At 38.2% G+C, this 21,550-nt stretch carries 18 protein-coding genes; all 18 read right to left on the bottom strand.

Going from position 1 to position 21,550, the window contains the following annotated elements:
- Nucleotides 1–21: 21 nt before the first annotated feature.
- Complete coding sequence (gene infC / locus H624_RS0106510; RefSeq protein ID WP_156889158.1) at nt 22–552, bottom strand: translation initiation factor IF-3; 531 nt, start codon at nt 550–552, stop codon at nt 22–24.
- A gap of 196 nt (nt 553–748) precedes the next feature.
- Nucleotides 749–2,680 (bottom strand): threonine--tRNA ligase, encoded by a 1,932-nt coding sequence (gene thrS, locus H624_RS0106505; protein ID WP_035856299.1) that lies wholly within the window; start codon nt 2,678–2,680, stop codon nt 749–751.
- A 293-nt stretch (nt 2,681–2,973) separates the two neighbouring features.
- Nucleotides 2,974–3,894: a primosomal protein DnaI gene (gene dnaI / locus H624_RS0106500; RefSeq protein ID WP_026866872.1), complete on the bottom strand. Its 921-nt coding sequence runs from the start codon at nt 3,892–3,894 to the stop codon at nt 2,974–2,976.
- Between the two features lie 8 nt (nt 3,895–3,902).
- Entirely contained in the window at nt 3,903–5,225 is a 1,323-nt protein-coding gene (locus H624_RS0106495) for a replication initiation and membrane attachment family protein (protein ID WP_026866871.1), read from the bottom strand.
- Nucleotides 5,215–5,685, bottom strand: coding sequence for a transcriptional regulator NrdR (gene nrdR / locus H624_RS0106490; RefSeq protein ID WP_026866870.1), 471 nt, complete (start codon nt 5,683–5,685; stop codon nt 5,215–5,217). The genes H624_RS0106495 and nrdR overlap by 11 nt, the downstream gene beginning before the upstream one ends.
- Nucleotides 5,686–5,805: 120 nt before the next feature.
- Nucleotides 5,806–6,225, bottom strand: a complete 420-nt coding sequence (locus H624_RS0106485; protein WP_026866869.1) for an antibiotic biosynthesis monooxygenase family protein — start codon at nt 6,223–6,225, stop codon at nt 5,806–5,808.
- Nucleotides 6,226–6,305: 80 nt separating this feature from the next.
- The gene (gap, locus tag H624_RS0106480) at nt 6,306–7,313 is read right to left on the bottom strand and encodes a type I glyceraldehyde-3-phosphate dehydrogenase (protein WP_156889157.1); all 1,008 of its coding nucleotides are present in this window, start codon (nt 7,311–7,313) and stop codon (nt 6,306–6,308) included.
- A gap of 69 nt (nt 7,314–7,382) precedes the next feature.
- Nucleotides 7,383–7,976 (bottom strand): dephospho-CoA kinase, encoded by a 594-nt coding sequence (coaE, locus tag H624_RS0106475; protein ID WP_026866867.1) that lies wholly within the window; start codon nt 7,974–7,976, stop codon nt 7,383–7,385.
- A 5-nt stretch (nt 7,977–7,981) separates the two neighbouring features.
- Nucleotides 7,982–8,845 (bottom strand): bifunctional DNA-formamidopyrimidine glycosylase/DNA-(apurinic or apyrimidinic site) lyase, encoded by an 864-nt coding sequence (gene mutM / locus H624_RS0106470; protein ID WP_026866866.1) that lies wholly within the window; start codon nt 8,843–8,845, stop codon nt 7,982–7,984.
- Between the two features lie 9 nt (nt 8,846–8,854).
- Nucleotides 8,855–11,458 carry a DNA polymerase I gene (gene polA, locus H624_RS0106465; RefSeq protein ID WP_026866865.1) on the bottom strand — a complete coding sequence of 868 codons (2,604 nt, stop codon included), beginning with the start codon at nt 11,456–11,458 and terminating at the stop codon, nt 8,855–8,857.
- A gap of 132 nt (nt 11,459–11,590) precedes the next feature.
- Complete coding sequence (locus H624_RS0106460) at nt 11,591–13,165, bottom strand: AbgT family transporter (RefSeq protein ID WP_026866864.1); 1,575 nt, start codon at nt 13,163–13,165, stop codon at nt 11,591–11,593.
- A gap of 97 nt (nt 13,166–13,262) precedes the next feature.
- The gene (gene icd / locus H624_RS0106455; RefSeq protein WP_026866863.1) at nt 13,263–14,528 is read right to left on the bottom strand and encodes an NADP-dependent isocitrate dehydrogenase; all 1,266 of its coding nucleotides are present in this window, start codon (nt 14,526–14,528) and stop codon (nt 13,263–13,265) included.
- A 17-nt stretch (nt 14,529–14,545) separates the two neighbouring features.
- Nucleotides 14,546–15,661 carry a citrate synthase gene (gene citZ / locus H624_RS0106450; RefSeq protein WP_026866862.1) on the bottom strand — a complete coding sequence of 372 codons (1,116 nt, stop codon included), beginning with the start codon at nt 15,659–15,661 and terminating at the stop codon, nt 14,546–14,548.
- Between the two features lie 419 nt (nt 15,662–16,080).
- On the bottom strand, nt 16,081–16,830 hold the full coding sequence (locus tag H624_RS0106445) for a putative periplasmic lipoprotein (protein WP_026866861.1): 750 nt from the start codon (nt 16,828–16,830) through the stop codon (nt 16,081–16,083).
- A gap of 18 nt (nt 16,831–16,848) precedes the next feature.
- Nucleotides 16,849–18,609, bottom strand: a complete 1,761-nt coding sequence (gene pyk, locus H624_RS0106440) for a pyruvate kinase (protein WP_026866860.1) — start codon at nt 18,607–18,609, stop codon at nt 16,849–16,851.
- Nucleotides 18,610–18,621: 12 nt separating this feature from the next.
- The gene (gene pfkA / locus H624_RS0106435; protein WP_026866859.1) at nt 18,622–19,581 is read right to left on the bottom strand and encodes a 6-phosphofructokinase; all 960 of its coding nucleotides are present in this window, start codon (nt 19,579–19,581) and stop codon (nt 18,622–18,624) included.
- Nucleotides 19,582–19,734: 153 nt separating this feature from the next.
- Entirely contained in the window at nt 19,735–20,682 is a 948-nt protein-coding gene (locus H624_RS0106430; protein ID WP_026866858.1) for an acetyl-CoA carboxylase carboxyltransferase subunit alpha, read from the bottom strand.
- A gap of 2 nt (nt 20,683–20,684) precedes the next feature.
- Entirely contained in the window at nt 20,685–21,536 is an 852-nt protein-coding gene (gene accD, locus H624_RS0106425) for an acetyl-CoA carboxylase, carboxyltransferase subunit beta (RefSeq protein WP_026866857.1), read from the bottom strand.
- Between the last annotated feature and the right edge of the window lie 14 nt (nt 21,537–21,550).

Here is a 21,550-nt window from a genome sequence, read left to right as displayed (position 1 = left end):
ATAAAACCCTCCGATTATATATTATTTTTTGTCCTGAAATGGTGCAACGACTAGGAACATTGAACGACCTTCCATTTTAGGACGCTGTTCAATCTGACCGTCTTCTTTAAGTGCTTCAGCGAAGCGCTCAAGTACTTTACGACCGATATCCTTGTGCGTAATTGCACGCCCTTTAAAGCGAATTGAAACTTTTACCTTGTCTTCTTTAGCAAGGAATTTTTTTGCATGACCTAATTTCGTATTAAAGTCGTGTTCTTCAATCGTTGGTGATAAGCGAATTTCTTTAAGGTTAATGACCTTTTGTTTTTTACGAGCTTCTTTTTCTTTCTTCTGTTGCTCATACTTATACTTGCCGTAGTCCATGATACGTGCAACTGGTGGTTTAGCATTCGGAGCGACTAAAACAACATCGAGATTTGCTCTCTCTGCGATTTCCATCGCTTCTCTAGTGTCTTTGATTCCCATCTGTGAACCATCAGGACCGATTAAACGAACTTCTTTAGCGCGAATACGGTTATTGATCAGTGTTTGATCTTTAGCTATGTTTAGCACCTCCATAATATTTAACGAACAAAAAAGCGAGTGCATCATCATGCACCCGCTTCAGAAGTAGAGATACAATCGTTATTGCATCTCTTTCCCAATTTACCCAGTCACTCAAGCGTTCAAGGGTGTGAAGCGGGAGCTTCAACTTGTCCGTTTCTTTCAACTCTTAATACTATACACGAAGAGTTTCGGATTGTCAATTTTATTTTTTCAATCTAATTTCATCAACTAGCTGGTATACAAATTCTTCTTTATCGTGTGATTCTTGTTTCTCTTCACCGTACTTACGCACGTTGACTTCAGAGTTGTCTTTCTCTTGGTCGCCGACAACAACTTGATAAGGAATTTTCTTCATCTGAGCGTCTCTAATCTTATAGCCCATCTTCTCATTACGGTCATCAATGTGGACACGGATTCCTTGGCTCTTCATATCATCATAGATTTCTCTAGCATAATCGTAATGAAGATCGACGTTTACTGGAATGATTTCCACTTGATTTGGTGCAAGCCATAAAGGGAAGTTACCTTTATATTCTTCTGTTAAGAAGGCAACAAAGCGTTCCATTGTGGAAACAACACCACGGTGAATTACGACTGGACGATGTTCTTCCCCGTCTTTACCAATGTAAGTCAGGTCAAATCGTTCTGGTAAGAGGAAATCGAGTTGTACAGTTGATAGTGTTTCTTCCTTACCTAGGGCAGTTTTAACTTGGATATCTAGCTTTGGTCCATAGAAGGCCGCTTCACCGACTGCTTCAATGTAAGTCAGACCCATTTCGTCGACCGCTTCTTTTAACATTGCTTCCGCGCGTTGCCACATATCGTCATCGTCGAAGTATTTTTCCTTATCCTCTGGATCTCGGTAACTCAGGCGGAATTTATAATCTTCAATCTTGAAGTCTTTATAAACTTCTTGGATTAACTCAACGACCCTAATAAATTCTTCTTTAATTTGATCTGGGCGAACGAAGACGTGTGCATCATTTAAGACCATACCACGTACACGTTGTAAACCACTCACTGCCCCACTCGCTTCATAGCGATGCATCATACCAAGTTCTGCAATTCTAATTGGCAATTCACGATAAGAGTGACGTTCATTTTTATAAATCATCATATGGTGCGGGCAGTTCATAGGACGGAGCACAAGCTCTTCATTACCCACTTCCATCGGTGGGAACATATCGTCTTGATAGTGATCCCAGTGTCCACTTGTCTTATATAAGTTAGAGTTTGCCATAATCGGTGTGTAGACGTGATTGTAGCCAAGTGACACTTCCTTATCCACAATATAGCGTTCGATTTCACGACGGATTGTCGCCCCATTTGGTAGCCAAAGTGGTAAGCCAGCACCGACAAGTTGGTTGTTCTCAAAGAGTTTCATCTCTTTACCAATCTTACGGTGATCACGTTCACGACGCTCTTCAATTAAGTCCATATAGGCTGATAATTCTTTTTTATCGAAAAATGCTGTCCCGTAAATACGTTGTAGCATCTTGTTATTTGAGTCCCCGCGCCAGTAAGCACCTGCTGTAGAAAGTAACTTAAAGACCTTGATCTTAGAAGTGCGTGGCACATGTACGCCGCGGCACAGGTCTGTAAATTCACCTTGGCTATAGACTGTAACGAGCTCATCTTCAGGAATGGCATCGATGAGTTCTTGTTTATAAGGATCATTTTCAAAGAAAGTTTTTGCTTCATCTCTCGATAAAACTTTACGCTCAATCGGAATGTTCTCATCGACAATACGTTTCATTTCTTTTTCAATTTTAGGAAAGTCTTCTGATGAGATATTTTTATCGATGTCGAAGTCGTAATAGAAACCTTCTTCAATGACTGGACCAACACCGAAATGTACATCACCATAAAGGCGTTTTAGTGCTTGCGCCATAAGGTGTGCAGTAGAATGACGGAGAATTTCTAATCCTTCCTCACTTTTGTTTGTAATCAATTCAACTTCTGCACCCTGTTCTAAGGGGCGTGTCAAATCAAAAAGTTCACCATCCACTTTAGCAGCTAGTGATGCTTTCTTTAATCCAGGACTAATTGATGCGGCAATTTCTTCAGCAGTTACACCAAAATCAAAAGATTTTACATTACCATCTGGAAATCTAATTTCAATTTGTTCAGTCATTTTAATCATCCTTTCAAATTTAAATAAAAAAACGCCCCTATATAAAATATAGGGGCGTTTTTACGCGGTACCACCCTGATTCACATACAACAGTATGCCTCAGCTTGGAGATAACGGTCCAGGCCGGCTTCCGATTAAGGAAACAAAATCAAAGGTAGTAACAATCCGCAGTTTATATGCATGTCTCAGCACATCATACACTCTCTAAAATAAACTTATAAAAATTGTCTTGTCCTTTGGATACATTAATGAAATGTAAGGTTCATTATACACGATTTTTAATGTAAATCAAGCTATGACTGTCTTAAGTTGTCACCAGTAAGTTTCACTTCTTCACACAAGGCACGAATACGCTCAATCATACGGAGTGCCTTAGTCTCTTCTCTGCCATTTGTTTTTGTATAACTATAGCGTCCTTTAAGCTCGTCAATCGCAAAATTAGAACTAATAAAGGTCGGGAGTTGCTCCACCATACGATAGTTTAAAATACTTGTGATTACTTCGTCTCTGGACCAAGCCGTTACATCTTCAGCACCAAGGTCATCGAGGATTAAAACTTCGGCGTTTCTTATAGCTTCATAACGTGCATTTGAAGACCCATCGTTAAATCCAGCTTTTAAGTCTCTTAAAATTTCCGGGACGTAAATCATCATAGAAGAGATGGACTTTTCCTTAAGCTCATTGGCAATACAGCCAAGTATATAAGATTTACCAATACCAAACTCACCATATATATAAAGTCCACGGTAGTCCTCACCACGTGCAATTTTTGCAGCACGTCCAATAGCATTTTCTAAAATTTCACGTCGGTCATCATTTAAGTAAATCGTTTCAAAGGTCGCTTCTCGGACATCACGTGGAATATGAAAACTTTGGATTAGGCTTTCTCTCTTTAGGAATTCTTCGTATTTTTTTCTAACTGGGCATTTTTTATAGACCATATTGAAGCGCCCTTGTCGAATTTCTAAGTTAAAGATATAGCCGTCGGGATGACTCTTACACTTTCCATTTTCAGTAGGTTCGCATTCGTTTTTTTGATTGATATAATGCTTAAGAATCATCAGATCATTTTGGATCATTGAACGCGTGATTTCACCTTCATGTTCATGCATAAATGCCTGCATCTTCGGATGATTGACTACTTCTTCATAGATTCTTTCATTATTTTCAGTTATCTTTTGTGAGTTTTTTAAATAGTTACTTAAGGGTTCCATCGACTCACCTAATTCTCTCTAAATTTTTTAATTAAATCACTAAAACTCTTATCATCTTTTAAAGTTTTTGGTGGTTCATCAGTTTTTTTTGTTTCTGGTTTTCTCTTAGTATTCTCTTTCTTCTCTTTTAACCAAGATGGATCTGTTTCACCTTGAGCAAATCTTTGTTTCTTATATTTAGACTGTTCCTGAACCTTAGCCTCACGAAAGTCCATAATCGATTTATAAGCCTCAGCCGCTGTTCTATAACCTTCTTTTTCCCAGTTTTCAGCAATCGTCATCACATAACGAAGCGGTAGGTCCCCGTCTTTCATTTGAAATGTATACTCTAAGAGCATGTTGATGACTCCATTTTCTAAACCTGTTTTAGTGATCACCTCTGTGACCACTTTAAGATCATTTTCGGAAGGTTTATAATTTCTTAAATCATTAATTCGATCAAGTGGACTTACCTTATCTAAATTTTCCAGATAACCGAGATCGTCATCTTCTACCTGGTCATCAGTCGATGTTTTAAAGGTCGGTACGACTCTACCGTATTCTTTTTGATAATATTTTCTCGCTTCTCGCTTTAACTGTTCTTGGTCAATCCCAAATTGTGGGCTCGTTGACTGCAGTAAAACCTGTTTAAGATCATAGGCATTTAGATTAAATAATTGACTCAGTTGTACAATCAACTTCTTAACATCTTTAGAGAAAAACTGCTTATCTATTCTCGTACCCTTAAGGTGAGTGAACAATACCTCGAAGTCAAAATCATCTAGATCAATAGTCGGTCCACGGCTTTTGTCATTCTGTTTAAAGTTCTCATTTGAAACCCTAAACCCTTCCTGGCTCGTATGGTGAAAAACATCAGTGAACTTTTTAGTCACCTCTGTGTGATCATCTGGTAATGAAGGATATGTCAGTTCTTTCTTTTTACTATTATATTTCTCAGAACCGACCTGACTATAGAGATACATAGACAACATAGGATCCTTAAAGAATTCTTCAGCTGTCAGTGGCTGTTGGAGCCTGTAAATGAAACGGTCTGAATGTGCTTCATTTGAAACGTAAGTTCTAAGCAAACCAATTGCCTCTAGTTTATCAAGATCACCTTCAAAATCAGTTAAGGTCATGGACAATTCATCCATAAATTCTCTATGGAATCTAATATCTAAAGGTTCTGTCTGCCTTGTAGATTGGTGTAAATACATATAGATTGAAAAAGTTGTCGGTCCAATCAGTGGCAAATATATCATACTTAAAATATCGTATTGATCCTCTGACAACCTAAATGATTTATAGACAATAAATTCCGTGTTTGGTTTTAGACGGTCATTAAATTTCATTATCGGTCTTACCCTTTTCAAGATTTTTCACGATATCCATCAACTGATCGATATCTTTAAATTCTCTGTAGACTGATGCAAAGCGAACATACGCGACTTGATCGAGTGTAATGAGTTCGTCTATAACAGATTCACCAATATCATTTGATGAAACTTCTGATTTATTTAAATTTCTTAAAGTTGCTTCTACATTATCAGCACGTTTTTCTATTTCTTCATAGGGAATGGCCCGTTTCTCACAAGCTTTTAAAAGACCATCAAGTACTTTTGCTCGGTCGAACACTTCCCTCGTCCCATCTTTTTTAATTACAATTAAGGGTGACAGTTCCATTCTTTCAAAAGTTGTAAAACGTGCCCCACAGTTGTCACACTCTCGTCGACGGCGAATTGCATTCATCTCATCTGCATGTCTCGAGTCCACAACTTTTGAACTGGTATGTCTGCAATTTGGACATCTCATATGATGTTCACCTCTTTTGATATAAATACTTAACCTATTATAACACTGAAGTACATAAACTTAAAAAGTAAAAAACGATAAACACCGAGCACCTCGGAATTTACCGTTTGTAAGTAATACTTAAGCTTCTACTGTGTAATTTTCTCTAACTGGCATTGCTTCTAGATGCTCACTACCTTTTTCTTTAACACGATTTTCTTTCTTAACATGAGAGTTTTGAAAGGCTTCAGAATTCACCCAAGCATTGAAGTCTTCTATTGTCTTCCAGCCTGTTAAAACAGTGAGTTTTTGTTCATTTTTAATGAGCATGAAGCCAGTAAACCCTTGGTAATTGTCGACGTTTCCTTTACGGTTAGAGAAGCGTTCAATGAGTGTCTCAACACGATCCGGTTTTACGACAAAGTTATTCGTCGCAATGTGACCAGCTTGTGAAATATCACCGTCGTAGATGATGATATCGTAAGTATCATCCTTATAAGTCACACTGGATTCATTAAGTTCGAGTACTGTATTCTGACCGTCTGAATTGATAAGTTTCATGTCTCTACCTCCGTTATTTGTTACTTCTATTATAACAAAAAAAAGAGAGCAGTCTCAGCTGCTCTCCCATGTCGAATTTGTTAAATATCTTTAGCAATCATTTCAGCAAGTTCAACACATCTCACTGAGTAGCCCCACTCATTATCGTACCATGAAAGTACTTTAACTTTGTTACCATTCATAACCATTGTAAGGTCAGCGTCAACAATTGAGCTACGTGGATCTGTATTGAAATCTCTAGATACTAATGGTTGTTCACTTACACCAAGAATACCTTTCATTTGATCTGATTCATGTTTTTTGAATACTTCATTGACTTCTTCTTTAGTGACCTCTTTTTTAAGATCTACAACTAGGTCAACAAGTGATACGTTTGGTACAGGTACACGAAGTGCCATACCATCTAATTTACCTTCAAGTTCAGGTAAAACAAGTGCAGTTGCTTTTGCAGCACCTGTTGATGTTGGAATAATATTCTCTGCAGCTGAACGCGCACGACGTAAGTCCTTGTGCGGGTTATCGAGATTTTGTTGGTCATTTGTATAAGCGTGAACTGTTGTCACGAGACCATTGTCGATTCCAAACTCATCGTTCAATACTTTAGCAACTGGTGCTAAACAGTTCGTCGTACATGAAGCATTTGAGAAAACATCATATGATGACGTATCTAAAGTCGCACAGTTTACACCGCGTACGAGTGTTTGTACGTTACCACCTTTAGATGGTCCTGTAAGTAAGACTTTTTTAGCACCCGCAGTAATATGTGCTTGTGCTTTGTCTCCATGGTTAAATACACCTGTTGCTTCAATAACAACATCGATGCCAAGATCTTTCCATGGTAAGTTTTCAGGATTGCGGTCACTTGTAACAATGACTTCTTTACCACCAACAAGTAAGTTGTCGCCTGAAACTTCAACATGCTTGTCCCATTTACCATGAGTTGAATCGTAGTTAATAAGATGTGCCATAGTACTTGCAGGGTGTGTCGCGTTAACTGCAACAAGTTCAAGTTCTTCAGATTCGCTAACGATTCTGAAGACCATTCTACCAATTCTACCTAAACCATTAATTGCAACTTTTTTCATCACTAGAGCTCCTTTAAAAGTTCATTTTTCATAAATAGTATAACACATTTAAAGCTATCATTGAACGCGTTTTCACATAGTTTTTAATGTCTCTAAAAATTTATTAACCTGTTCATACAACTCATCAAGTGTACCGTTGTTGTCAAAGACGATATCACTTTTACTCGCCTTATCACATAAAGGCATCTGACTATCAATTCTTGAGACCGCATCGGAGCGGTTGAGATTATTTCTCTCACTTAGACGCTCAATTTGAACTTCTCGGTCCACGTAAACCGTTAGGATAAGATCGCATCGTGAATCGAGACCATTTTCAAATAAGAGTGGAATATCTAAAAAGACATGACCTTTTTCTTTAAATTTCTTTTCGTCACTATTCATCATCTGACGAATTAAAGGATGTACAATGGCATTTAATTTCTTCCGCTTTCCCTCATCATTAAAGATGATGTTACCAAGTTTTTTTCGGTTTAAATTCCCTGACTCATCGACGATATCTTCACCAAATTCTTCAATGATTTCGGGAATTGCAGGCCCATTTTTTTCAGTTGTCTTTCTGGAGTAAACGTCAGCATCAAGCACAGTAAATCCTTGATCTTTTAAGTAGTTACTGACCGTCGTTTTACCGCTCGCAATGCCGCCAGTTAAGCCAATTACTTTATACATTTCGGTCACCTCTGACAAGTTGTGCAATAGTATGTGTTTCTAGTATTGATCACTTTCGTTTTTAAAGGGTGACCAAGCGGACAAGTGTCTCGCCCGTACACCTTGAAACTGTGCTGCATTTCACCTTTTCCACCTGTAACACTGCGGTAGTCAGAAATCGTTGAACCCCCGTGTGATAAGGAAAGTTCAAAGACTTCAGTAATTTTATCGAAAAGTTCATTCAGTCGTTTATTTGAAACGTTTTTAACCTTTCTAGTCGGTAAAATATGCGCTAAGTACAGACTTTCAACGGCGTAGATATTACCGACACCTGGAATCACACTACTATCCATAATTGCTGCTTTTATAGCTTTTTCACTAAATCGCTTCGTTCTTAAGGTCTCTATAAAGTGTGCCTGACTATGTTCATCAGTATACTCTGGTGCCATTCTCATAAATGGAGGAAACTCACTTAACTGATCATGCGTATGCATCTCACCGAATCGTCTAATGTCTGAGTAGATCAATTTTTGTCCGTTATCAAGTGAGAAAATAACTTGAGCATGTTTTTTGAAGTTAATCTCTTGAATATCATCAAGCTGATTCACTACAAAATAGGCACCTGACATTCCCAAATGGCTGACCAGATGGGTCGTCTCATATTCATCTGATAATAAAAAGTACAGATATTTACCACGCCGACCAGTATGAATAATCGTCTTACCTTTTACTTTGTTTATAAAGTGATCTAAGTCCTCTTTAACAATCGTCCGCTTTCCACTCACGTATCCATTATAAATATACTGAGATAATTCTACATCATTAATCTTTAGACTACGTATGGGGTCTAATTCTCTTTTTACCAATTCAACTTCCGGTAATTCCGGCATTTGCTACACCTACTTTACTTCGTACCAATCTTTACCATAGCCCGCATCCACTTTCAGTGGTACACCAATATCTAAAGCATCTTCCATAATTTCAGTAATTATTGGTATGAATGCTTCAACTTGGTCTTCTGGAATATCAAAGATCAATTCATCATGGATTTGTAAGAGCAATTCAACATCAAAGTCCTTCGCTGCTTCACTATTAGCAAACTTGACCATTGCAAGTTTAATAATATCAGCAGCTGACCCTTGAATCGGTGAATTCATTGCTGTTCTTTCAGCAAATGACCGCGCGTTAAAATTACGGCTATTTATATCAGGTAAATAGCGGCGTCTGTGTAAGAGAGTCGTTACATAACCATCTCTTTTCGCATCTTGAACCACATCATGCATGAAGGTCTTCACTTCTTTAAATGAATTCAAATATGTCTCAATAAACTGCCCAGCTTCTTTTCTTGTAATACCAAGATTTTGACTCAGTCCATAGTCACTAATACCGTAAACAATCCCAAAGTTTACTGCTTTAGCATTTCTTCTCATGAGAGGCGTAACATCATCTAAATCAACGCCGTAGACCTCCATGGCAGTCTTCGTATGGATATCAATGTCATTGGTAAAGGCTTCCATCATTGATTCATCTTTAGTAATTGCGGCAAGTACACGCAACTCAATTTGCGAGTAGTCGAGTCCGAGTAAGACATTACCTTCCTGTTTTGGCACAAAGGCTTGTCTAATTTTTCTACCTTCTTCTAAACGAATCGGTATGTTTTGTAGGTTTGGTTCAATACTAGATAAGCGTCCAGTCTGAGCTAAGGTCTGGTTAAAACGCGTATGAATGCGACCGTCCTCAGAAACTTCACTCTGCAGACCAATAACATAGGTAGACTGTAGCTTGGAAATCGTTCTGTAGTGTAAGATGTATTCAATGATTTCATGCTTATCTTGTAGTTGTTCAAGTACATCCACTGCCGTTGAATAACCGGTCTTTGTCTTTTTAATTACAGGTAATTCGAGCTTCTCAAATAGAATAACACCGAGTTGTTTTGGAGAATTAATATTGAAAGTCTCACCAGCAAGTTCATATATTTTAGCTTCAATTTCCTCTAGCTGACCGGCAAGTTCTGCCTCCATTTTTTCTAGGCGCTCTTTTTCTACCTTTATACCTTTTAATTCCATCTGAACTAATACTTTAGATAGCGGAATTTCAAGATCATGCCATAAATCATACATCTCATCAGCTTTTAACTTATCAGTCATTACATTTTTAACTTGATGAATGGCTTGGACCTTATCCGCTAAAAAGTTAAGCGTTTCTTCTTCTGTCGGTGTCTTTTTCTTACGGCCCTTACCGTAGTGGAAGTCATCGCTATTGATAGAAATGTTAAAGTCCGCAACTGTTTCAGCAACATCGATGATTTTCTTAGATGGATTAATGAGAAAACTAGCGAGCATTATGTCTTCAGTAAAGTCCTCAAAATCAATATCTAAGTGATGTAAAAGTGCGATTTGTCTTTTTAAATCATAGGTATTTACGGATTCCCTAGAATGTAAAAACTCAGCCAAAGCTTTGTTATCGATTTCTGAAATAGCTTTTACAAATACATGTTCACCATCTGTAATACTGATAAATTCCGGTTTTAATTTAATATAATTATCACCATGAACTTCTAAAAATACACTGATATCTTTTGAAAAGTCATTAAGATGATCTGTTTCTTTTGCAGTAAAAGCTTCAACTTCATCGACTTCTGTCGCTTCCATATTATCTAAGAGCGAATTGAACTCCATCTCTTTAAACAAGTCATATTTCTCTTCTGAATCTTCATTTTTAAATTTCAGACTTTCAAGGTTAAAGTCAAAAGTCATCTCACGATATATTGTAGCAAGTTCCTTACTTAATAAGGCGATATCTTTGTTGTTGCTTAAATTTTCATTTAACTTTTTAGCAGTGACCTGATCTAAATTTTCTATTACATTTTCAACACTACCGTGTTCTTTCAAGAGTTTGACTGCTGTCTTCTCCCCTACACCTGGCACACCTGGGATATTGTCTGACTTATCTCCCATCAATCCTTTTAAGTCTATGATTTGCTCTGGCTTTAAACCATCATACACTTCCGCAACTTGTTCAGGTGTATATACTTCAATGTCCGTGACACCTTTTTTAGTAATGTAAACTTTAGTATGATCAGATGCGAGTTGAGTTAAGTCCTTATCACCTGTTATGACAATCGTTTCAAAGCCTGCTTCATCTGCAAGTTTGGTCCATGAACCAATAATATCATCGGCCTCATAGTCTTCATGTTCAAAACGTTTTATACCATATGCATCAATTAACTTTCTAATCGGCGCAAACTGTTCCCCTAATTCAGGTGGTGTCTTCTGTCTGCCACCCTTATATTCCTCGTATTGCTTATGTCGAAAAGTAGACTTACCGGCATCAAATGCCACTAAGAAATAGTCTGGATTCTCTTCTTTGATTACTTTTTCTAAGAGGCGTGCATAGCCAAATACAGCGTTGGTATGCAAGCCACTTTTATTCGTTAACAGTGGCAATCCGTAAAATGCACGGAATGCGATACTGTTACCGTCCATGAGAATTAATTTCGCCATAATAGTCTCCTTTGAATTGCATTCTTACTTTAAAGTATACCGTTCATTATAGGGTTTAGCCAAATAAAAATACACCTCCTGTATTAAACAAGAGGTGCATTCATAACATCTACTATAAGTAACATATTTATGTTAGTAAAGTATTGGTGAATCTGGACCGAGTGGCATACCAAGTAGGCTCCATACTATCAACATGATTGCCCAGAATACAAAGAAGAAAATTGAGTATGGTAACATCACTGAAATCAATGTACCGATACCGATATTCTTATCGTATTTTTGAGCAAAGGCAATAATAATTGCAAAGTACGTCATCAATGGTGTAATGATGTTTGTACTAGAGTCTGCAACACGATATGCCATCGTCGTCATCTCTGGTGAGTAACCCAATTGCATTAGAATTGGTACGAAGATTGGTGCCATCATAGCCCATTTCGCACTTGCACTACCAATGAACAGGTTAATTAGTGCTGTAATTAACATAAAGCCAACTAAGAGTGGAATACCCGTTAAGTTCATACTTTCTAATAATTCAGCACCGTAAACACCAATTACGATTCCAAGGTTAGATTCTGTGAAGTATGCAACAAACTGACCTGCTGCAAATGCTAAAACAATAAACATACCCATAGACGCCATCGTATCACTCATTTGACCGGCTACGTCCTTATCGTTTTTAATACTCTTCGTTACGATACCGTACACGACACCTGGAACGAAGAAAAGTATCGCAATAATTGGTACAAGTGAACTCATGAATGGTGATTGGATAATCGTATCCATGTAGTTACCTAAGTCATCTGATCCACGCATTGGTGAGTTTGGTAGAACAACTAATAGTAAGGCTAAGGCAAAACTGATAACTACTGATACTCCAGCCCAGATTAAACCTTTTTTCTCAACCGGTTTAAGTGTCTGCATATCATCAGTTTCTTCACCCATTAACTCTTCTTCTTGTTCCTTAGTCATTTTGAATGAACCTAAACGTGGTTCAACAATTCTAGCAGATACAAACCAACCGACTAATGTCAGTAAGAACACACTTAAAGCAATGAAGTACCAGTTCATCGCGACATTAATCGTATCTGCGTATGCTGGATCTATTACTGATGCTGCTGCAACAGTAATTTCTGCGAGCATTACATCTGTACCACTTAAGAGTAAGTTTGCAGAGAATCCTGCAGATACACCGGCGAATGCAGCTGCTAAGCCTGCTAGTGGGTGTCTACCTAAAGCAAGGTAGAGTAGTGCACCAAGTGGTGGTAAAACAACATAACCAGCATCAGACGCTACTGACGACATAATACCTGCAAACACTAGACCTGCAGTAATTAAGTTTTTTGGAATCGATAACACAAAACCTTTTAAAGCGGCACCGATTAAACCAGAACGCTCAGCAACACCAATACCAAGCATCGTCATTAATACTACACCAAGCGGTGCGAAATTTATGAAATTATCAGTCATCGTTTCAAATATGTAACTGATACCCTCAGCGTTTAATAAGTTGTTAACAGTAACCGTCTCGTTACCTTCTCCTGGGTGTGTAACAGATACACCTAGGACAGAAAATAATGTCGAAGCGACTAAAGTAAGTAAAGCAAGCAAGATAAATAAAGTCACTGGATGTGGTAATTTATTACCGAGCCACTCGACAAAATCTAGGAATTTCTGAAACAATCCATGTTTCTTGTTTGAATCTTCCACGAGAATAATCCTCCCATTTGATAAAATAAATTAAGGGCTGTCATCCCATGACAGCCCTTTCAAGTATAATATGAAGTTCTATACAATTCAATGAAGATTACATATTTTCAATTAATGCATCACCGAATTCAGAAGTCTTAACTTCTGTTGCGCCGTCCATTAGACGAGCAAAGTCGTAAGTTACAACTTTTTTAGCTATCGTTTTTTCAATGGCTTTGTTCACTAAGTCAGCAGCTTCCTGCCAACCTAAGTGTTCTAACATCAACACACCTGAAAGTAAAACAGATGATGGGTTTACTTTATCTTGTCCAGCATACTTCGGTGCAGTACCGTGAGTCGCTTCAAAGATTGCGTGACCTGATTCATAGTTAATGTTTGCACCAGGTGCAATACCGATACCACCTACCTGTGCAGCAAGTGCATCAGAAATGTAGTCCCCGTTTAAGTTCATTGTTGCAACAACATCGAACTCTTTAGGGCGCGTTAAAATCTGTTGTAAGAAGATGTCGGCAATTGAATCTTTAATGATAATCTTGCCGTCAGCAACCGCTTGGTCTTGAACTTCGTTCGCCTTATCTTTACCTTCTTTTTCTACAATTTCATCATATTCAGCCCAAGTAAATGTCTGATCTTTGAATTCAGTACGTGCGAGTTCATAACCCCAGTTCTTAAATCCGCCTTCTGTGAATTTCATGATGTTACCTTTATGAACAAGTGTAACAGATGGTTTGTTATGCTCAATCGCATAGTTAATAGCAGAACGTACTAAGCGCTCAGTACCTTCTTTTGATACTGGTTTAATTGCGATTGAAGATGATTCTGGGAAACGAATATTTTCAACAGCCATTTCATCTTGTAAGAAGTCGATAACTTTTTTAACTTCTGGCGTACCTTCTTTAAATTCTATACCTGCGTAAATATCTTCAGTATTTTCTCTAAAGATTTGCATATCACAGTGTTCAGGGTGTTTAACCGGAGATGGTACACCACTGTAATGTCTAACTGGTCGTAGACAAGCGAATAAGTCTAACTCCTGACGTAATGTTACGTTTAGAGAACGGAAACCACCACCGATTGGTGTAGTTAACGGTCCTTTAATTGCGATGAGGTACTCATCGATTTTATCTAAAGTTTCTTGAGGTAGCCATTCACCAGTTTGGTCAAATGCCTTTTGTCCAGCAAGTACTTCTGTCCATTCTATTTTCTTTTCACCATTATAAGCTTTTTCAACAGCTGCATCGATTACACGACTTGCTGCTGCCCAGATATCTGGTCCAATTCCATCACCTTCGATGAAAGGTATAATCGGTTCATTTGGTACATTTAATACACCATTTTTAGTTTCAATCTTTTTTCCTGCCATTTTTTTACCCCCGTATCTTATCTGTTTTCGATTGGTTCGTATTTTCTATCTGTATGACCGTTGTATTCCGCACGTGGACGGATTAAACGATTGTTTTCATACTGCTCAAAAATGTGAGCAATCCAACCTGAAGTTCTACTTACCGCAAAGATTGGTGTGAACAATTCATGTTCGATACCTAAAGAGTGGTAAACCGAAGCACTAAAGAAGTCCACATTTGGTAAGAGCCCTTTTTCACGTTCGATAATTTCTGCAATTTTAACTGACATTTCGTAAAGTTCAGGTTCTCCATTTTCTTCAGTAAGACGGCGTGCCATATCCTCTAGATACTTCGCACGTGGGTCACCATCTTTATAAACACGGTGACCAATACCCATAATTTTTTCTTTGTTTGCTAATTTTTCCTCGATATAGTCATCGACCTTATCTAGAGAACCGATTTCCTCAAGCATCGCCATCACTTTCTCATTGGCTCCACCATGCAATGGTCCTTTAAGTGCACCAATTGCACCAGTGACACCTGAGTACATATCTGATAGTGTAGCAACGATGACACGAGCTGCAAATGTTGATGCATTAATTTCATGGTCTGCATGTAATATTAGCGCTTTGTTCATCGCTTCAATTTGTACTTCAGTCGGCTCTTCTCCATTTAACATGTACAAGAAGTTTTTTGCATAACCATAATCCGGATTCGGATCAATTACACCTAACCCTTGACGCGTACGTGCGATAGCCGCAACAATTGAAGGAATCTTCGCTTGAATGCGAATTGCTTTAAGTAAAGTCGCTTCCTCAACTTGTTCTTCTGCACGTTCATCCGTATGAGATAATAATGAAACTGCCGTACGTAAAGCACTCATCGGATGGACTGATTTATCTACAAAAGTTTTGTAGAAGTTTTTTGCATCATCCGTAAGATGTGCATGATTAAACAATTCCTTCTTAAAGTTTGATAACTCTTCAGAATTTGGTAGCTTATCATGCCACAATAAGTAGACAACCTCTTCAAATTCTGCATTTTCTGCTAAATCATCAATTTCATAACCGCAATAAGTCAGCTGTGTGCCGATAATTGAACTGATTCTAGATTCACCAATTACAACACCTTCTAAACCGCTGTTTCCAGTCATAAATCCCCCTCCTATATATGCAACAGAATGTTTAAGGCAAGTATAACAAAATTGTGACAGTTATGATATTCGAGTAATTTCAATCATTTTTGTGAAATAATATTCAAAAATACTCGTCAACACTTATCACTTCTTGTTTTCTATACCCATTATATTTAATTTAACACATCCATAAGTTGAAATTAATTATCTTATAATAATAAATAAGAATAAGTTTATATTTTGAAGTTGTTATTTTGTAGCGGTCCACTGTCAATATCAGAGCGACCCGATACTCAGCTAACAGACCGCTGTCAGTACTACAACGAGCCGATATTTCGCTAGCGGTCCGCTGTCAATACCACAGCGACCCGATACTCTCGATAATCACCTAAACACAAAAAAGGTAGAGCTCAAAAGAGTCCTACCTATCAAATAACCTATTCATTTAAATTTTGTGGAATTTCGATTGCCTCGATGCCGCCAATATTTGTATAATCAGCAGCTGCTTGAATTGTCGCTTCTTCGCCTTCTCCTGTAACGGTCGCTTCTAACTGACTACCGGTAAAGCGTTCTTCTGCATCAAAGTACAACTGCAGTGTCCCATTAACACTGTCAAATGATGATGCGATTTCACTCGTACTTTCGTTTAAAAGTGGTTCTATGGTAGACATATCATCAATGTTGACAGTAATCGCATAGCCTTCTTCTAGACTGCTTAACTCCCCAGCTGGATAGTCAGATAAACTGCTGACTACCGCCTCGTAGCTATTCGCTTCTAATGAATCTGTACTGTCCATTTCGTTTAATTGATTGTTGTCATAAATATAATGTGAACCGTCAATCATGTAGTGAGATGTCACTTGTCCATCATGATCAACCGATAGTTTCATCTCATTTTGATCATCATAATTGATGACACTTTGAAAACTTGTAGTCTCTTCACCTTGTTCTACAGTGAATTCCTGATTCCCAGTGTAAGATAAAACACCTTCACTGTTACTGACGGCATTTTGAATCAGTTGGTCTGCTGTTATCTCACCGTCATTGCCAGCGGATTCTTCTGTTTGTTCAGCATCATTTGCTGATTCATCTTGTTCACTGTTCTCTTGTTCTCCATTATTCCCACCTGCATTACATCCAGCTAAAAGGAACATGCTAAGAAATAATATACTGAGCGTCTTCTTCATCTCTTACACCTCTAATCTTTATAACACGTGTGCATGTCCACTATAGACGACGCTTTGTTCACTATCAAGTGTCACAAGCATTCCATCTTGTAAGACATCAAAGGCATCAGTCGCACCGACAATAGTTGGTAATTCTAGGTTCAAGCCAACGATTGCACCTTGACTTGTCAGTCCACCTTCTATAGTTACAAGCCCTGCTGCTTTAATTAACAGCGGTGTCATCAATGCATCGACAGATTGAACAACGACAATCTTATCTGTCGTATCTTTCTTCTCTAATTCACTGAAATTACGAGCTGTAACAACTTCTCCTACTGCGCTTTTCGTACCAATACCTTGTGCTTTAATCAATGTATCACCAACGACGTGAAGTTTCATTAAGTTAGTTGTACCTGCTCGACCTGCTGGTACGCCTGCAGTAATAATAATTAAATCACCTTCATTTGCATAACCTTTTTCAAGCGTAGCAGTTACTGAAGTATTTAATAGATCATCTGTATTCTTTTGACCCACCTTAACAATTGGATGCACACCCCATACTAAGTTTAGCTGTCTAGCTACATGGTCATAAGGTGTTACCGCAACGATATCTGAATGTGGTCTATATTTCGCAATCATATTCGCTGTGTGACCACTTTCTGTTGCTGCAACAATCGCCTTACAACTTAAGTTTAATGCAGTATGTGCCACAGATACGCCTAAGGCAGTCACCATGTTTGTCTGTGTTGATTTTGTTCGGTCAGATAATAATTTCTTGTAATCTTGTGCTTGTTCAGAGGACTCAGCAATCTTCGCCATTGTCTGTACCGCTTCAACTGGATAATCTCCAGCAGCTGTTTCACCACTTAACATTACAGCATCTGTACCATCGTAAATCGCATTCGCAACATCACTTGCTTCAGCACGTGTACAACGTGGATTGTGTTGCATCGAATCTAACATTTGTGTAGCTGTAATTACTGGTTTACCGACTAGATTACATTTCCTAATCAATTCTTTTTGTTTCATCGGCACTGTTTCCGGTGCAATTTCTACACCTAAGTCCCCACGAGCAACCATGAGACCGTCTGAAATCTTAAGGATTTCATCAATGTTTTCAATGCCTTCTTGGTTTTCAATCTTAGGAATAATTTTAATGTATTCACCTTGATGCGTTTCAAGTAATTCTCTTATTTCTAATACGTCTTGTGGACGACGTACGAAACTTGCAGCAATAAAATCAACGCCTTGTTCGATACCAAACTTGACGTCAGCTTTGTCCTTTTCAGTTAAACCAGGTAAGTTCACACTAACTCCAGGCACGTTTACGCCTTTTTTATTTTTCAAAATACCATTATTTCTTATCGTCGTTGTAATAATACCTTCTTCTTTATTTATACTCTCGACTTGTAGTTCAACTAAGCCATCATCGAGTAAAATAAAGTCGCCAGGCTGAACATCATCAATCAAACCTTCATAAGAAACTGAGAAGCGATCTTTATTACCTAACACTTCAGTCATCGAAACTTCAATTGTTTCACCTTTTACTAGTTCAACTGAACCATTTTCCATACTGTGTGTACGAATTTCAGGACCTTTGGTGTCTAATAAGATCCCGACGGTTTTATCCAGCCTTTTAGCAACTTTACGGATCGTTTCAATACGTGCAAGATGTTCCGCATGGTCACCATGTGAAAAATTCAAACGTGCCACATTCATACCGGCTAAAATAATTTGTTCAAGCTTTTCTTCAGATTCTGAAGCAGGTCCAATTGTACATACGATTTTAGTACTTCTCATTATAGTTTCCCCCTAGATTGATAGTTCTTTTGAAAGCTGATAAATAGAATTATCATAAGATTTTTCATGCTCGTGTACATAGTTGAGTGTGACCGTAGATAGTTGATTGTCCTTGATACAAGTCCCAATTTCACTTTGTCCATTGAGTAGTAACTCTACCGCATATGCACCAAATCGTGAACCGAGTACCCTATCTTTTGCAGAAGGTTTACCACCACGTTGAATATGTCCAAGTACACTTAACCTAGTTTCTATATTAATATACTTTACTAACTCCACGCTACAATATTCTGCAGTCATTACGCCTTCTGCAACAATTATTAAGGAATGTTTCTTACCTCGGTCGAGCCCTGCCTGTATTCTGTCCGCCACATCAGACATCTTCGTATTTCTTTCAGGTATAAAAATTGTTTCAGCTCCCGCTGCTAATCCAGCATTTAAGGCAAGTTCTCCAGAATCTCTTCCCATCACTTCAACAATAAAGGTCCGTTCATGACTCGTGGCAGTATCACGGATTTTATCGATCATGTCTACAATGGTGTTTAATGCCGTATCATAACCTATTGTTTCATTTGTACCGGGAATGTCGTTATCAATTGTTCCAGGAATGCCAATGACCTTGATGCCATAGTCTGAAAGTACACTTGCACCTCTGTAAGACCCGTCACCACCAATGACAACAACGCCTTCAATACCAAAATCCTTTAGATTTTGAACCGCCTTTTGTTGTCCTTCAACTGTCTTAAAGGCTTCAGACCGGGCTGAATATAAGACCGTACCACCTCTATGTATAATATCGCCTACATCACCCAGTGACATCTCTTTTATATCCCCATTGATTAAGCCTTGATATCCATGAGATACGCCGTAGACCTTAAGACCTTCATAGATGCTTTTTCTCACCACAGCACGGATGGCTGCATTCATACCAGGTGCGTCTCCACCACTTGTTAATACTGCAATCTTCTTCAATAGAATCACCCATTTCTTAGTCATCTTAAACATAGCACAGACCTTAAGTGTGGTCTATTCTTAAGAATATAAAATTAAAAATCCATACGTTAAATGTTAGAGCTTCTTATACTCAAACTTAATAACGTACGGATTATTAATAAAATCGACTCATTATTCTTCGTATTGACCAATTGCCATATATTTTTCGAATCTTTGATTTACAAGGTGTTCACCATCGAGTTGTGTCAATTCTTCTAGGGCATTTTTCAGTACTTTCTCAGTTTCATTGAACACAAAAGTCTTATCGTTATGTGCCCCACCTGGAGGTTCTTCAATCGTGCCATCACTGACACCTAATTCTAGAAGATCATCCGCTGTGATCTTAAGTGATTCTGCTGCGATTTCTTTTAGTGATGCATCTTTAAAGAGAATTGATGCCGCACCTTCTGGTGAAATAACTGAGTAGGTCGAGTTCTCAAGCATGTACAGTTGATTACATACACCGAGTGCTAAAGCACCACCTGAACCACCTTCACCGATAACAATACTAATCACCGGTACAGTGAGTCCTGCCATTTCAACGAGATTTCTTGCAATAGATTCACTTTGTCCACGTTCTTCAGCTGCCTTACCTGGGTAAGCGCCTTTCGTATCAATAAAGCAAATGACCGGACGATTGAACTTCTCTGCCTGTTTCATCAATCTTAACGCTTTTCTATAACCATCTGGATGTGACATACCAAAGTTTCTGGCAATGTTGTCCTTAGTATCCATCCCTCTTTGGTTACCGATCACTGTCACAGGGCGACCATTGAACATTGCAATACCACCAATAATCGCATTGTCATCGCTATAAGCTCTATCACCTTTTAACTCGATAAAATCATCAAATAAAGCAGCAATGTACTCCTTAGAAGTTGGACGTTTAATATATCTTGCAATTTCGACACGTTGCCAAGGTGTTAGATTTGAATATATTTCCGCTCTCTTATCCTTCACTTTCTTCTCCAAAAAGCTAATTTCAGTTTTTAAATCTAATTTATTTTTATGTGCGTATTTTTCAAGTTCTTTAATTTTATTTTCTAGCTCACCAATAGGTTTCTCAAAGTCAAAAGCCATATTTACACCACCTCTTTATGCATTTTTAAGATTGTACCGAGATAGCGTTTCATATGGGTACGGTTAACGACCTCGTCTAATTGACCATGCTTGAGTAGGAACTCAGCAGTCTGGAAATCATCAGGTAATTTTTCTTTTATGGTTTCTTCAATAACACGACGGCCAGCGAAGCCGATTAGGGCACCTGACTCCCCGATATTAATATCACCAACAGAGGCAAATGATGCCGACACGCCACCAGTAGTCGGGTTTGTCATATATGAAATATACAAGAGCCCAGCCTCACTATGTCTTTCTAAAGCGACACTGACTTTAGCCATCTGCATTAAGGAAAGAATACCTTCTTGCATTCTCGCACCACCACTTGCAGTGAAGACAATGACAGGTAGTCTATGCTCTGTTGCATAGACAAAGCTACGTGCAAGCTTTTCCCCTAATGCTGAACCCATACTCCCCATTCTAAATCTAGGGTCCATTATTGCGACAACAACATCATTGCCCATAATCTTCCCATGGGAAACGACAAGGGCTTCATTGAGTCCTGTTTTTTCCTTATCAGATTTTAGTTTTTCATCATAATTAGGAAACTTCAACGGGTTTGAAGAAGTCACATTTTCAAAAAGACGTTCCTCAGTATCGACATCCAGTAAAGCTTCCATTCGATCTGTACTGGTTATCGGTAAATGATAATCACAATTAGAACATACGTTTAAACGCTTGTGAAGATCTTTAGAATACAATATCTTTTTACAATTTGGACATTTGGTCATAATTTTTTCTTGCTCTATTAAACCGTCTTTGCCCTGCTCATCTGTCGCTTTTTTATTTAACTTAAAAAATATATCTCTTAGCATTCCTACACCTCATT

Source organism: Jeotgalicoccus marinus DSM 19772, assembly GCF_000425825.1.
Classification (GTDB): Bacteria; Bacillota; Bacilli; order Staphylococcales; family Salinicoccaceae; genus Jeotgalicoccus; species Jeotgalicoccus marinus.
This window is presented reverse-complemented; position numbering and strand designations above follow the sequence as displayed.